This is a genomic window from Pseudoalteromonas sp. Z9A6, from assembly GCF_011378805.1.
GTDB classification, from domain to species: Bacteria; Pseudomonadota; Gammaproteobacteria; order Enterobacterales; family Alteromonadaceae; genus Pseudoalteromonas; species Pseudoalteromonas distincta.
On sequence record NZ_WTKZ01000045.1, the window covers coordinates 13,173 to 29,297 of the forward strand.

At 38.7% G+C, this 16,125-nt stretch carries 11 protein-coding genes; 6 read left to right on the forward strand and 5 right to left on the reverse strand.

Annotation, left to right across the window (positions count from 1 at the left end):
* Positions 1-214: 214 nt before the first annotated feature.
* The 5 genes from GQR53_RS15190 to GQR53_RS15210 form a co-directional block, all read right to left on the reverse strand.
* The gene (locus tag GQR53_RS15190; RefSeq protein ID WP_086957893.1) at positions 215-940 is read right to left on the reverse strand and encodes a hypothetical protein; all 726 of its coding nucleotides are present in this window, start codon (positions 938-940) and stop codon (positions 215-217) included.
* Positions 940-2,190, reverse strand: a complete 1,251-nt coding sequence (iscB, locus tag GQR53_RS15195; RefSeq protein WP_165744394.1) for an RNA-guided endonuclease IscB — start codon at positions 2,188-2,190, stop codon at positions 940-942. The genes GQR53_RS15190 and iscB overlap by 1 nt, the downstream gene beginning before the upstream one ends.
* Before the next feature lie 495 nt (positions 2,191-2,685).
* Positions 2,686-3,081, reverse strand: coding sequence for a S49 family peptidase (locus GQR53_RS15200; protein ID WP_165744395.1), 396 nt, complete (start codon positions 3,079-3,081; stop codon positions 2,686-2,688).
* A gap of 205 nt (positions 3,082-3,286) precedes the next feature.
* Entirely contained in the window at positions 3,287-4,369 is a 1,083-nt protein-coding gene (locus tag GQR53_RS15205) for a ParB family protein (protein ID WP_086998898.1), read from the reverse strand.
* A 4-nt stretch (positions 4,370-4,373) separates the two neighbouring features.
* Positions 4,374-5,573 (reverse strand): ParA family protein, encoded by a 1,200-nt coding sequence (locus tag GQR53_RS15210; RefSeq protein ID WP_165744396.1) that lies wholly within the window; start codon positions 5,571-5,573, stop codon positions 4,374-4,376.
* Between the two features lie 350 nt (positions 5,574-5,923).
* Between GQR53_RS15210 and GQR53_RS15215 the strand changes: the two genes are divergently transcribed.
* The 6 genes from GQR53_RS15215 to GQR53_RS15240 all read left to right on the forward strand — a co-directional run.
* Positions 5,924-6,997, forward strand: a complete 1,074-nt coding sequence (locus GQR53_RS15215; RefSeq protein ID WP_165744397.1) for a replication initiation protein — start codon at positions 5,924-5,926, stop codon at positions 6,995-6,997.
* A 769-nt stretch (positions 6,998-7,766) separates the two neighbouring features.
* Positions 7,767-9,065: an IS21 family transposase gene (gene istA / locus GQR53_RS15220; protein ID WP_346774397.1), complete on the forward strand. Its 1,299-nt coding sequence runs from the start codon at positions 7,767-7,769 to the stop codon at positions 9,063-9,065.
* A 1,526-nt stretch (positions 9,066-10,591) separates the two neighbouring features.
* The gene (locus tag GQR53_RS15225; RefSeq protein WP_024603963.1) at positions 10,592-11,515 is read left to right on the forward strand and encodes a restriction endonuclease; all 924 of its coding nucleotides are present in this window, start codon (positions 10,592-10,594) and stop codon (positions 11,513-11,515) included.
* 57 nt (positions 11,516-11,572) lie between these two features.
* Complete coding sequence (locus tag GQR53_RS15230) at positions 11,573-13,147, forward strand: type I restriction-modification system subunit M (protein WP_165744398.1); 1,575 nt, start codon at positions 11,573-11,575, stop codon at positions 13,145-13,147.
* On the forward strand, positions 13,140-14,318 hold the full coding sequence (locus GQR53_RS15235) for a restriction endonuclease subunit S (protein ID WP_165744399.1): 1,179 nt from the start codon (positions 13,140-13,142) through the stop codon (positions 14,316-14,318). Before GQR53_RS15230 ends, GQR53_RS15235 begins: the two co-directional genes overlap by 8 nt.
* 6 nt (positions 14,319-14,324) lie before the next feature.
* Positions 14,325-16,125, forward strand: a 1,801-nt coding sequence (locus tag GQR53_RS15240) for an RNA-binding domain-containing protein (RefSeq protein ID WP_240917488.1), incomplete at its 3' end; no start/stop codon positions are given.

Consider the following 16,125-nt stretch of genomic DNA (forward strand, 5'->3'; position numbering starts at 1 on the left):
AAAAAAAAAAAAAAACTATCGTCATGACAGAATAAAAAAGTTTGAGTAATATTAAGACATCTATATAGCAACAGTGAAACTAAAAAGAGGGTGTAACTAATTTTATTGGTCACCACACTACAGTTCACGGTGCAATAAAGTTGGAATTAAAAGGTGAATCGATGCGAAACAACTAAATTCCTTGACTGATGCCGATCACTCAAGTTAGATTTTATTAAGATCTACTGACAGACAAAAAATTGATCAGCATCATGGTATTACGCACTAGTGGCATTTTCACTGTCCATCCGTTTATAGACTCCGAGACGCCTGACTTAATAGAGGCCGCAACTAGTTGCTGTTCAGTTAAGCCATACCTCACGTCGATTGTGTCATTACCAGATACGGAAGGGGTTTTCAGCTGCTGTGTTTCGGTGGCGCTAATAACCTGCCAATCCTTTGAGAGCTTTATAAACATTTCTTTTTCATTCATATTAATAATGAATTCATAATAAAGTGTTGAAGGCGAATTACTTTCGTCACTTTCCATAAATGAATACAGCCTAGCTTTAATTTTTTTGTTTTTAGATTCGAACTCTACTCTTCTTAACTTTAAATCACCGCCATAAGCGATGTAAATTGGTTTTAGAGTGTAGTTATCTAAGCCGCTCTTACTGCTCTTTAGATTTACGTTGATAATTTCACTACCCTTGTAAGGGATTTTTCTACTCAAATCTCCGAATGTATCTATAACCCCGCTTTCATATTCAGCATCTATTTGTTTATCTATCTCAGCATTATGGATAATAGTTTGCAATGTACTTCTTTGGACGTTGTTTAATTCAAACGACTCCACACGCTTGGCTTGAGAGTATTTATTAACCTGAAGATCCAAATTTTGAGCTTTCGGTTGGAAGCTAATACCGCAGAGTAAAATTAAAGTTAGTGAAACTTTTTTCATCAGTTTACAGCAATTCCTCTCGGTACTTTAGTGCCGAGAGGAATTGCCGCCTCCATTGGTTGAGTTAACGTAGTGGTTCGAGCAGAAATCCGAACCGTGTTTTTCTTAATGTTAGCGCTGGCGTGAACCTTATCACCTAAAATAGTTTCTAGGGCAAAGTAGCCTGAGCTACGCTTGCCTTTAACAAAACCAGTACCTTGTGGTGTTTGTACAAAGTCGTGTTTTTTTAGGCCAAATAGCTTGCCAACTGGTATCCGCTTTTCGGAGCGAACCCCCTTTATCTGTTGGTAGTCACCAGAAGCCACATGACGTTTACGTAAAACATGTTTGGCTTGTTGTACAAGCTCGCCATTTTCACAACAAATTGACACGGCATCATAGTAATGAGTTTTCGGTAAGCCCAATACTTGCTCGCGCTTAAATTTGGTCACGTAGCCAAACGTTTCTTCAAAATCCCAGCACTGTTTTAACTGGGCTTTGAGTATACCTATTTCAGTCGCATGTTTAGTCTTTGAGCGCTTCACTTTCAGATCAAACTTTCCTGCGTGTAAATCATTATGGCACGTCTCGCATAGCGCTATTAGGTTACTGGGTGTATCAGTGCCGCCCTGAGAACGAAGTACTTTGTGGTGTACGTGCAGCTTGGCGTTGTGCTTCGTTTTGTGTCCACTTTGACATTTATAATTGTCACGCTGCAATACGTAGGCTTTAACGTTGTAGTAGCCTTGCTGGTAGCCGGCACCAGTCACAATTGGGTTAGTTATCTTGTGTATATCGAAGCTAGCAGTTTCAACCTTCCAATGTGAAATTGGTAAGATAGCTTCAACCTGCTTTTTCTCACGCAAGTGTGAATCAAGCTTGCTTTTTAGAGATGGTGCTAAGCGCCCCTCTTTACGCATTGAGGCACGGTTCAACCAACGTGCAGGGCGGTAGCGTAGCTTACGGTTTCTGCGAGTCCTTCGATACATTGCACGTTGCTGCATCTTTTTAGATACGTCAGTGCGCAAAGCCACCTCGCTTTGATAAATCACTTTACCATTTGCGATAGCTGCACAGCCAACGTGTTTACTGCCAGTGTCCATGCCAGCAACTACGTGCTGAGTATGGCCGCTCGATCCATACAATAATTTAATTGTGAACGGGGCACGTTTGATTACCTTAGCCATACCATTTTTAAGCAGCTTACGTGCTTTAGCGGCCTTGCAGGGCATCAAAGGCTTCCCATGCTTGTTAAGTACATACGCTAACATAGCGCGTATCTCCTTCGAGTTGTGCGTATAACTGTGCTTGAGGCACACAGCAAATTCGACTTCCTCTCGACCAGATAATTTAGCTTCGCAACGTGGTTGACTGCCCATAACTCAATAGGACTGTTTACAGTGCCACGAAAGAACGTGGAACTGAGGCGGCATTCCAAGGTTTCTACATCTAAATTATCGTTTACTAACATTTCTAATCCTCAGTTAGTGGTCTGGTCAACAAGCGCTTTTACAAGCTCATCCCTTTAGGGGTGAGTAGTTGACATGATATATCCTTATATTAGATGTATTCTACAATAACGACATTCGTTTAAAAAGAAAACAACCTTTAGCTGCTATATTTTGGTCGCTGTGTAGGCGTTGAGGATTTACTTTTACATCACTATTTTGCTGGTAAACGATTATAAAAAAGTGAATTTTTTCACATTTCCATCTCAGGTTTTAACTGGTAAATTCTGTCTAAAACAGCCATTTTCAGACGTTTTCCTACAGTAAAATAGCACGAAAACCCTGCAGTAAAAGGGGTGTAAGGGAGGTTGGTAAAGTCACCTGATGTAGGGAACTTTTATAGCTATCTGCCAATCTTTCTCCACGCCCTTGCTTGACGGAGCTAATGAATTGCTGATGTAATTTATCCAGTATATTGTTTTGTAAGAACTGACGTTCAACGCTTGACACATCCTTTGATGGTTCGAGTAGCGTTTTATGTTTACCTGCATGGAAAACTCGCTTTTCTATGCCTAGCTTACTTAAAGCACCTTCATAGCCCCATGAGTCCATACGAACACCTATAGAGCCAACTAAACTAGAATTTTGAGCGTATATTTCATCTGCACCTGCCGCGATTAAATAACAAGCTGAAGCGCACAATCTTGGTTTCATACTTTAGTTTAATTTTAACTTTTTAATATCAACCCAGCAGATATATGAGCGTGAGTCAGGCTAGATACTGTTGATTTATTCAGCCTGAATAACTACAAATAAAAAACACTAAAGACTTTAAAAACAATAACTTAAAACAAAATCTCCGTTGAGGAACCTAAAAGGTATTCACTCATAAATTAGCTATGACTGAATACCTTTATTATTAAAGCGAGTCTTGCAACACTTTAGCAATAGCCTGGTCTAAAGTATCTTGTACTTCTTTTGTTAGCTGTGAAAACTCATAAGCGAATTTTCTACCTTTAACGCGCTTACGTGCATAGGTATTCTTTTTGCTAAAATTTGCAAGTGGAGTAACGATAGCCTGCTCGGTTGGCTTAGGTTTGTATGTTTTAATAGCGTCTGTAACTATTTTTAATATAGCTTCTTTATAATCGTCTTGAACTAATTCACTATTGATATTAATTATATTGCTTTCTATATCCTTTATAAATTCATTTACGTTTTCACCTAACGTTTTTTGTACTGTATTTAATACTTTGTAGTCTGAGTGTGACAATAAAGAAATATCCGGAAACAGCTCAATAATAGCACTATCGATAGAGGCAGCAGTTAGCGCCTTACTTACCTTGGCTTGGCTTAAGCCCATTTCTTCAGCTAATTCAGATTGCGTGAGTTTTTTATTATATTTTTTTTCATAAAGCTGACTTTCTAACTGACAACGCATACCAATTTCACGTAAGTTGTGCTCTTTACTAACTTGCAGCTGCTTAGCTAATGCTTTAGCGTCACCAGAGCTAATATCGTCATCTGTGACTAATATTTTAAATGAGTTAATTTTACCTGCTTCAAGCAAAAACCTAGCTCTACGCCTGGAGCCATCTAGCAGATCAATTACGCCATTAACTCTTCGGCCTATAGCTGGGTAATATTGTTGTATACATAATGAGTCTAGATCTTGAAGAGATTCTTTGGTTAGACCAGATTGATCTCGACCATTCACTTCAAATGTGACCGAAGTAAGCTCTTTAACTTGCTGATAACTTAATGTAATAGGAACAAATTGCGCTATTTTTCCTGATTTTAACTTCCAGGATACACTCTCTCCAACATTACTTATCCCTAGATGGGTTTGTAATACATCCATTAGTGATAATTTAGAACCAGTGATCTCTGCTTTTAATTGCTTTGCAAGCGACTCTATATTACTTTTCTGTCCTGACTCGATTGCATCTTGCGCTCCGACTGCGTTGCCAAGTGGTGATCTTATTCCACGTTTTCTAGCCATAATTTTACTCCTGCTCTTGCTTACGCCATACATTTACAATATCGCGCTGTAGTTGACTTGTTACTTCATAAGCATTTTGCTGTGCCACTTGGTATGACATTTTACTTTTTGGGTACTCACTTTTAGACATATCAAACACCGTTGATAATAAAGATGATGCCTGCCTTACAGCTTCACTATTTTTAAATTCTTTAGAGTATAAATAAGGTGAAAAGCTATCATTAAGGCTATTGAGTAACTCCGTTGTTGTTGAACTGTCTTTATGATTTGTAATAAGTATTTTCATGAAGTCATACCCCTGATGCTTAGCATTATTCAATAATCCCCAGACTTGCGGTATATATGAAAAATAAGAACACGTTGCATCTATGTCATTTTCTGTAATTGATAGTGGGAAAAGTACACTGGTTGCGGCGTAGTAAGCGTTATACGTTGCATAGCCTAATGATGGAGGGGTATCTATTATGATAATATCGAATTCATCTTCAACTTCATTTAAAATCTTACTCAAAATAGAGTAGGGCGAACTTAGAGACTTATTAAATACGCCTTCATGAAACCACCCCTCAATACCACGATCTGATTGTGAGGCAGGTAAAATACGGAGGTTTGGAATTGTAGTAGGTAAAAAGGCACTTGAAATAGCTTCTTTTTTAGTTTCATTTTCGTCTAATTCATAGTTTCCCATGATCAGATCGCCTACAGATAAACAACCTTCTTGTGCTGATTCAGGGGCGTAATACATTGATAGTGTAGCTTGTCCATCCATATCAATAAGGCCTACGCGATACTCTTGATGAAACTCAGTAGCTAGTCCTGAACCTATTGTTGCACTTGACACTGTTTTACCAACACCACCTTTTTGATTCTGAATCACTATAATCTGTGCTTTCTGCTTATCACTACGTTTGAACTTAGGTTCTTTACGTAATTCAACAGAGAGCGAATCTCTTACTTTATAAATTTCTTCGATGTCAATTGACCACTGTGCATCTTCGTGTCTACGTGGGTCAATACCCAGTGAAGCGCAATACCTATCTAAAGTTTTTACATCAATATCTAAATATATAGATGCTTCAGCTCGCGTAAAACTTCTAAGCTCCTTACGATGATTTACTAAAAGCCTCTGATTGCGTCTTTTTATATAGCGATCAGCGCCTTCCTTTAAATCTTGAAAAATGTGAGTAGTCTTTTCAATGGTCATAGATGAATCCCTTTTTATTTAAAACAAGTGTATCCCTTGTTTTTTGAGTTGTCCATGTATTTTAGAGGTATTTGATTTTTGTTTTAGTTTTATAATTTGAGTTATTCATATTGAATAATTACCAAAAAAGAAGCCGTAGGTGTTGGCAAATGTGGCTTGTAGGTAAAATACAACTTGAGGAATATTTTTATCGTTATTTTAAAAAATGACTATTGAAATACAAGCTCCCCTCATCATCGAAATATAAGCTAATTAGAGAGTATATTTTAATGTCTAATATGTGTAATCTAGTAAAAACACCAAGAATATGTCATCAACTAGCAAATACAGTCTCGACATTGGAAGAAGAAATGAGTATCGATGAGAAAAAGAAAGTAGTTTCAAGGGATTCTCTTCCTAAACACATAAAAAAGAGCCATCAGATAGTATTTAGTCGCCAAGATTTATCTGCCCGTGAAGCAGATATATTTGCACTCATGATTGCAACTATGAAAGAAAGTGATTGGGTTGGAACAACCCCTAAATACGAGTTTTCAGCATCTCAGCTCTCCAATTGGCTCAATATAGCGCCAAAACATATAGCGACATACCTTAACCCTGTAGCTATGCGGCTATCACGATATAGCGTTGGTATAAAAACTGAAGATGGTAATGGAGAAATTGAATTTGACTATAAACCAATATTTAAAAATATAAGCTATAAAAACCGCACATTTACAATGATACCTAATGATCTTCTGAAGTCTGAGTTTATAGAGTATAAGCAAGGATTTGCGCTGATCAATACCACAAGCTTTTTATGCATAAAACAGGAATACGCAAAGCGACTCTATGAAATACTTAGTAGGTTTAAAGAGCCCGGCTACGAAATGCACTTGATTAAGCTTGATGAACTAAAAGGTTTATTTGGTCTATATGATGAAAAAGGGAATTTAAAATCAGATAAATTATCTTTTAAAAATAATGGGGTTTTTATGCAGAGATGCATTAGAAGCAGCATTGATATTCTCAAGGCCAATCCGACAACAAATAAAGAACTATTATTTTATGAAAGTGCTAATGGTGAAGTTGGCTACGAATTAAAAAAACAAGGCAACAAAATCATAGCTATCAAATTCCTTATGAGTTGGATAACAAAAGGCAATATTGAGGAATTTAATGAACGCAATGCTATTACAACTATTAAAAAGCTAGAGCTTAAAAGGCAGCAATTAAAGTCTGAAGGCAATGGTAAAAAATTATCAACTGCAGAACTTAAACTGTTACTTTCTGCATACAATTACACTGGTAATGAGAAGCTATCTAATAAAATAGCTACAACCTTGATTGAAAGGCGTAATAACCGCGCAGAACAAGCATCCAGCAAAGAAGAAATAGATATTGCGAATAAACTGACTATAGATAATTTAGATATTCCATATTAAAAAGCATATTACATATTTTTGGTATGTGCTCTCAATAACACCAAAAATATGTAATGTAGCTCATATAAAATATGCTCACGTAGACCTATTTTTAATAACTTCCCATAAAATACGACGAATATAGCCCTACAAATAAATAAAACACCAAGAATATGTCACGTACATACAAAGATACAAGCTCTCAACACCAAAAATATGTTACGTACACACAAAGATATAATCCCTCAACACCAAAAATATGTTACGTACATACAAAGATACAAGCTCTCAACACCAAAAATATGTTACGCATATACACAAATACAAACTTTCAACCTCAGAATTGTGTTAAATATATTAAAAAAGAGCTTAATCTATCATTTTGCATGCTAGCAATGAGACATGTACTATAAAAATAGTGTATGTCGTCAGAACCTTATTCTAAAAAAGAACACCAAATATATGTAATCTAAACACCAAATATATGTAATCTAAACACCAAATATATGATCCGAAACACCAAATATATGATCTAAAACACCAAATATATGATCCGGAACACCAAATATATGATCTGTTACAATGTTTTTATCTTTTAATAACAATAACTTACAGACACCTATAGTTCTTATAGATCTTATAGTTTTAATAGATTTAATAGAATTAATAGGTACTGTGGATATGTGAATAAGTTAATTATTAAGCGACAATTACGGTGGCCGGTCTAGCGACAATTATCCTGGCCGGTTGATCTGATAAGGTTCGGTACAGCTGAACGGAGGAGTTCACTGTGCCGGGAACACGAATCACTGATCAGCAGGTCACTATTTATATGAAACATAGAAAACGTAATAGCCAAGTTATCGCGGCTGCGAAAGCAGGTATTTCAGAACGTTCAGCAAGGCGCATTGATAAACTGGATGAGCAGCCATTGTCTAATAAACGCCAATGGCGAACGCGTATAGATCCACTTGAGTCTATCTGGGACAGTATTGTTGTCCCTCTACTTCAAGGTGATGCAACGTTAACTCCGGTGGGAATTTTTGATCACCTTTGCGAGTTTCACACCGACAAATTTAACCCGAGCTCACGGCGTACATTAGAGCGTCGAATTCACAAATGGCGAGCACTGTATGGCTCAAGCAAAGAGGTCGTATTCCTGCAAACACACGAGTATGGCCTATTAGGCATGTGTGATTTTACACATGTGAAGTCACCCGTTACCATTGCTAGTGAACCCTTAAAGCATATGTTGTTTCATTATCGTATGCCCGCCAGTGGCTGGGCTTACGCCCAAGTGATTTACGGCGGTGAAAGCTTTGCTGCTTTTTCTGATGGCGTGCAAAACGCATTTAAAGCAGCCGGCGGTGTGCCTAAAGAAGTGCGTACAGACAGTCTGAGTGCCGCCTATCGTAATCACACTAATGATAACGATTTTACAGAGCGCTTTAATGAATTAGTCACCCATTATGGCTTTAAAGCGACCCGCAATAACCGCGGTATTGCGCATGAAAATGGGGCTATTGAGAGCCCTCATGGGCATCTTAAATCGCAACTGGAGCAAGCATTAAAAATCCGTGGTAGTTATGACTTTCAGACAAGAGAAGTCTATGAATCGTTTGTTGCCGATATTGTTGCTCGCCGTAATCGCCGTGTAAGTGATAAATACGCAGTAGAGCAGCGACAATTACATGCTTTACCACGGACGATGAGCGTCAATTACACCGAGCATTATCTAACGGTGTCACGTACGAGTACTATTTCATTGAAACGTGTTACCTATAGCGTCCCGTCACGCCTTGTTGGTAGCCGATTACTGGTTCGTTTATATGACAACCGTTTAGAGCTGCACTATGGCAGCGATTTAGTTCAAACGTTAGCGCGTGTCTATGCTTCTAAAGGATGCCGTGCACGTGATATTAGTTACTTGCATGTTATTGACGCACTGGTTAAAAAACCATTGGCATTTCGCTACTCACAACTACGTGACGACTTACTTCCAAGCGACAATTACAAAGCTATTTGGGATAATACTACGCCAGAACTCAAGGCTACGTGTTTTCCTCATGTAAAGCTGGAGAAAGATTAATAGCTTTGACTGATTATTAGCAGGTGCCCTTTGTTAGACGCTTATGGAAGTTATTACCTATTCATAAAGGCCTTTGAAAGGTCCCTTAAAAGACTAAAAATCAATCAAATATTTAACTTGAACAGGCAAGTATATATTTAGGTCTCTAAAGAGACCATTTAAGTTTTATTTTTAAACGCTACTTTTATTTTGGATAAATATCTCACTACCAAGTCACAATCCCAGATAAATAGGAAATGCTCCAATTAATCCCTGTAATAGCTATGTATGAGCTATTTTTGCGGAAATATGCATTACAATCCCAGAAATAAAGGGAATGCTCCTACCAATCCTCTGTAATAGCTATGTATGAGCTATTTTAGTGGAAATACGCATCACAATCCCAGAAATACAGGGAGTTCTCTTATCAATCCCCTGTAATAGTTATGTATAAGCTGCCTTCGTGGAAATATGCATCACAATCCCAGATAGATAGTTATTTGGGAAGTGATTGGAAAGTTCCATGGGGTTTATTCTAAGTAATGAGGCAGAGTATTTTCCCCATTTAATGATAGAAGTTCTGCAGATGAGAGGTTTTGTTTACTAACGAAATACTTGAAAGCAAGTCGTCAACAAAGAAGGGCGTTTCGATAGTACAATTATCAAATCGGTACGGATGTGAAATCCCTAATAAGAAAACTTTTTATAAGAGGGTTGCTCAATGCTGGCACAAACTAGCGATAAAAACCTTTACCCCAATCAAACTTAGATTACGAAGAAGTAAGTTGCGGGCTGGTGACTTCTTTGGCCAGCTTTTGTGATGTCAGGATAGATAGCGCTTTAACTAGTTTTTAAAAGCGCTACCTACGGCCCACCACCTAAACCCTATAGTTGGTTGCATCGGTTTTCCCAGATAGAGCCGGAATAACCCCCTGAAAACACCTAAATACAGGGAAATAAATCAAATTCCAACCTAAGTCATTGATCTATAACTAGAGGTTTACTGCATCGGTTTTCCGAAGAAATCCCAGATAAACTCTCTTTCAAGCCTAAGAGAAGCAGAGCTTAAAGCACAAAATAAACCTAAGCCATTGTTTTATAACTATAGGTTTGTTGCATCGGTTTAAAGCAGGGTATATAGGTTTGCTGCATCGGTTTGAGTGATTGACAATGGTGAACAAGGATTGATACATCAGAACATACGTCAAATGGATAAAAAACAGTCTAATATCACAACTTATTTCATAAAATACAAAAATCACCTGTGAGCAACTGAGGTAAATAGACCGAAAAACCCTATAGGTTTAGTGCATCGGTTTAAGAAAAATAGTGAAAACTCCGATATTACAATCATAAACGCACGAGGAGGCGTTTGTAACTGTGCGTTCTTAGTTCTTCTTACTACCCAACATCAACTGTGTTGATATGAGACACATGATCATTACATAATCTTTGCCCCTTAATCTTAATGTGTATATTATCTCAACTAATAAAACAAAAGGATTAGCTGTTTAGTTATTAACTAATACGGCTTGGCAGGGAATAGTATGTCGTTACCAGATTACCAATCATTCATGACTCCATTACTGCAGTGCTTAGCTAACGGTAAAACCGTCAAGCTTAAAGACATTGAAGCAAGCGTTTATCAAAACCTCGGTTTATCAGTAGAGCAGCTTAAGCTACGTATACCTAATGGTAAACAAACCTATGCCTACCATCGCTTGCAATGGGCTAAAACATACTTAGTTAAAGCAGGGTTAATTGAGCAACCTAAAAGAGCCTTTTGTACCATTACGAGCAAAGGTTTATCTGCGTTAGCAACAGGTGAACAAATCAATAACCAGTATTTAAGCCAATATCCTGAGTTTTTAGATTTTAAAACCCGTACTAAAGATACTAGCGACTCACTAGACGAAAACACCACCAGCTTAGTAAATAGCAACTCACACAAAACACCCGAAGAGCTGATAGAAGCAGCGGTAGATACACTCAACACTAACTTAAGCGACGAAATACTACAGGCCGTGCTTTCGGCCTCCCCTGCGTTTTTTGAAAACCTTGTAGTCGATTTAATGCTAGCTATGGGCTATGGCGGCTCACGTAAAGATGCAGGGCAAGCTACTCAGTATACTCAAGATGGTGGCATTGATGGCGTAATAAAAGAAGATAAACTCGGCCTCGAAATGATATATTTACAGGCTAAGCGCTACACCAATAAAACAGTGGGTAGAGCAGACATACAAGCCTTTGCGGGCGCACTTGATATGCACCGCGCTAAAAAGGGCGTATTCATCACCACCAGCGGCTTTAGTAAAGATGCACTGGAATATGTAGGCTTAATAGAAAAGCGCATAGTGCTTGTAGATGGTAAACAACTTACAGAGCTAATGCTTACTCATAACTTAGGCGTTAGCACCAAACAAGTATTTGAAGTAAAAGCGCTCGATAGCGATTACTTTTTAGAAGATTAACACGCACGTGCAGTGCGTATGTAGAAGCTCTACACAACTAATTAAGAGATTAGATTAATGGTTCAACAACACCAGCAAGAATTAAAAAAACAGCTTTGGAATATTGCTAATAGTTTACGTGGCAACATGTCGGCTGATGACTTTCGTGATTACATACTTGGGCTTATTTTTTATAAATACCTGTCTGATAAGCTCAATACCTATGCTGATCAGCTACTAAGTGAAGACGGTATTGTATTTGCTAAAATTGACGAAACTACAGCAGAGGGACAAGAGTACTTAGAAGCTGTAAAAGAAGAGGCACTTGATAAGCTTGGCTACTTTTTAAAACCTGCAGAGCTTTTTCATGTACTTGCTGAGCGCGGTTCTAACGATAAGTTTATACTTGATGATGTAACCAACGTGCTTAACCATATTGAGCAAAGTACTATGGGCGTAGACAGCGCTGATGACTTTAACGGTTTGTTTGATGACCTAGATCTAACCTCTAACAAGCTAGGTAAAACACCGGATGCGCGTAATAAGTTAATAGCCAAAGTATTAGAGCACCTTGGTAACATCGACTTTCACCTAGAAAGTAGCGAAATAGACATACTTGGCGATGCGTACGAATACCTTATTGGTATGTTTGCTAGTGGCGCGGGTAAAAAAGCAGGTGAGTTTTATACTCCGCAAATGGTATCTAAATTACTAGCAAAATTAGTAACTTTAAATAACCCGCACATTAAATCGGTTTACGATCCCACCTGTGGCTCTGGCTCATTGTTGTTGCGTGTTGCAAAAGAAGCTAATAACCCCGATTTAAAGTTTTACGGACAAGAGCAAAACCCAAGTACTTACAACCTAGCCCGTATGAACATGATTATGCACGACGTGCATTACACAAAGTTCGACATTCAAAACGACGACACGTTAGAAGTTCCCGCACACTTTGAGCAACGCTTTAGTGCTGTGGTAGCTAATCCGCCATTTTCGGCGGATTGGTCTGCCAACCCGCTACACATGAATAACGAGCGCTTTGCCGACTACGGCAAGCTGGCACCAAAAGGTAAAGCCGATTTTGCTTTTGTACAACACATGATCCACCAGCTTGACGACAACGGCACAATGGCGGTGGTATTACCGCACGGCGTGTTGTTTCGTGGTGCTGCCGAAGGGCATATACGCAAACATCTTATTAAAGAAAAAAACTACCTTGATATGGTAATAGGCTTACCTGCTAATATCTTTTTTGGCACGTCTATTCCTACCTGTGTATTGGTACTAAACAAACACCGTAAAGCCGACGACAACGTATTGTTTATAGATGCCAGCAATCACTTTGAAAAAGGCACTAACAACAACGTAATGCGTGAGGAAGACTTACAACGAATTTTAGATGTTGTAAGCAAACGCGAGTTCATTGATAAATATGCATTCGCAGCTACACAAACCGATTTAGCAGAGAACGATTACAACCTTAATATTCCGCGTTACGTCGACACCTTTGAAGATGAAGAACTTGTGGATTTAAATGAAATTGCAAAACAACTTATAGCAAATGATAAAGCGATGCTTGAAACGGACAAAACAATTGCAGGTTTTTGTGATGAGTTGGGTATTGAAGTGCCTTTTGGGGCGGTAAATGAATAAGTTAGTTCCAAAATTAAGGTTTCCTACTCCCTTGATGCCATACCAACGTTTTCGATTTGGTGACTTAGTTTCAATCAAAAGTAATAAATTTAATCCCGTTACTGAAAGTTTTTTATACCCTTGTATCGAGCTGGAACACATTTCACAAGGAACAGGTATCTTGTTAGGCAGTGTTGCAAGCGATAAGGTAGCGAGTCAAAAAAATAAGTTTGGAGCAGGTGATATTTTATTTAGTAAGCTTAGGCCTTACTTAAAAAAATATGCAATGCCCACTTTTGAAGGCATTTGCTCGAGTGAAATATGGGTGATGAAGCCGAACTCAGATTTGGAACGCTCATACTTGTATCAATATATTCAAACAGATAAGTTTATATACGAAGCTAATAAGTCATCAGGTTCAAAAATGCCGCGTTCAGATTGGGGAGTTGTATCTGAGCTTAATTTTTATTGCCCACCAAAATCGGAACAACAAAAAATAGCAAACTTCCTTGCTTCTGTAGATACAAAAATCAGCCAGCTAACTGAAAAGCATCGCTTATTAAAAGACTATAAAAAAGGCGTAATGCAACAAATTTTCAGCCAACAAATCCACTTTAAAGATAATGGTGGAAATGCTTTTCCAGAGTGGCAAGTAAAAACCATCGGTGATGTTATGACCGAAAGTAGAATTAAGGGTAGCTCTGGTGATGTTGCTAAAAAGCTAACAGTTAAAATCTGGGGTAAGGGCGTAATTCCTAAAAAAGATGACAGTAAAGGTAGTGAGAACACTCAGTACTATAAAAGAAAGGCTGGTCAATTTATTTATGGAAAATTAGACTTTTTGAACTGTGCATTTGCAATAATTCCTGATGAGTTAGACGGTTATGAAAGTACGTTAGATTTACCTAGTTTAGATGTAAGCTCTTTGGTTAATAAGTTTTTTGTACTTGAAGTAGTGAAGCAGAAGCGGTTCTATAAACGTTTTGGGGAAATAGCCGATGGTAGCCGTAAGGCTAAGCGTATTAATGTTGGAGTATTTCAAGAGATGCCAATTACCTTACCTTCAAAGGCCGAGCAAAATAAAATTATGGCATTCTTAGATTCACTCGATAAAAAAACAAACGCTGTTAATGAGCAAATAGAACAAACGAAGCTATTTAAAAAAGGCTTACTACAGCAAATGTTTGTGTGAGAAATAATGACTAATAAAATTAACGACGACCCAATAGCGAACATTATTGATATTCAAACTTTGCAAGAAAGCGTAGAGGTTGAGTGTAAGCAGGCGAGTGGCCGCGATGGCCATGGTGCAGTGCCTAATGATATGTGGGAAACTTATAGCGCGTTTGCCAATACTCGTGGTGGCTTAATTTTATTGGGCATTAAAGAAAAAAAAGGCACGTTTACAGTTGAGGGTATAACAAACCCAGCGCCGCTAATTAAGAATATTTGGGATATTGTTAATAACCCCAATAAAGTGAGTATTAATTTGCTCAGCGAAAGCGATGTGCGCGTTGAAACACTTGAAGGCAAATCGGTTATTGCGATTACTGTGCCACGCGCTCCGCGTCAAAGCCGCCCTGTATTTATAAATGCGAACCCACTTAATGGGACCTATCAGCGCCGTTACGATGCTGATCAAAAGTGTTTGCCACCGACAGTAAATAAAATGCTGGCAGAGCAAGAGGAAGTGCGTGATAACCGCATTTTAGAGCACTTTACCCTAGACGATATAGACCCCGAAAGCTTGCGCATTTACAGGCAAATGTTTGTTGACGCTAAACCGCAACACCCCTTTTTAGAATTGAGCGACCAAGAGTTTTTGCGCTCAATACGTGGCTGGCAAAAAGACCGCGTAACAGGCAAAGCAGGCTTAACCCTTGCAGGCCTGGTAATGTTTGGTAAGTGGGATGCAATTCAAGACGCACTACCAAGTTTTGCACTCGATTATCAAGAAAAAGACGACAGTACACACCGCTGGATAGACCGAATTTATACCGATGGTTCTTGGTCGGGAAATGCTTTTGACTTTTATCGTAAGGTTTACCGTAAGCTCACGGTAGATTTAAAAGTAGGCTTTAACCTAACCGATGGCGGGCAACGGCAAGATACAACCCCAGCGCATGAGGCTATTCGTGAAGCACTTGTTAATACACTCGCACATGCAGACTTTAGTACCGAAAGTAATATTTTAATTGAAAAACACCCTGACTTTATCGGCTTTAGAAATGCAGGGCTTATGCGAGTGCCTGTACATGAAGCTAAAGCAGGCGGTAATAGCCAGTGCCGTAATCCCGCTATTCATCAAATATTTTTAAATATTGGTTTGAGCGAAAAAGCAGGCTCGGGTATTCCTAAAATATACAGTAATTGTAAAGCGCAAAACTGGCAGCCCCCACATCTATACGAAAAAGACGAGTTAAACCAAACCTTATTAGAGCTGCGTATGGTAAACATGGTATCGCCAGAGTTACACCAACGCCTAATTGAAACGTATGGTGAAGGTTATAACAAACTAAGCGAGCTAAAACGCACCATTTTAATGACCGCTATCACTGAGTCATGGTTTAACCACGAGCGTATTTGTTCGCTCACTTCAGAGCATACGAGAGAAGTGACACTTGCGTTAAGCCAGTTAGTTAATGCAGGGTACTTGGAGTCGGCAGGCCAGCACCGAGGCAAGATATATCATTTAAAAGGGATAGAAGTGCCAACGCCAGACAATGAGGCTGGTAGGAACATTAGCTTTGTATTATCACCTAGTCAGGCAGCGTTGCCCTTGATTGGTAGTAAAACAATTAATGAAGTGCCGGACTTAACAGAGCCAATGCCGGAGCTTAACCCGCCAGTGCCGGAGTTAGTGCCGGAGCTCAATCCGCCAGTGCCGGAGTTCGATTTAAGTGCTTCTAACCTTTGGCTTGAACTCAAAGAAATAGCATCGTCTATTGCCAAAAATTCAGGACGTAAACAAAAGCCTGATGTACAAAAAGCGATAATTG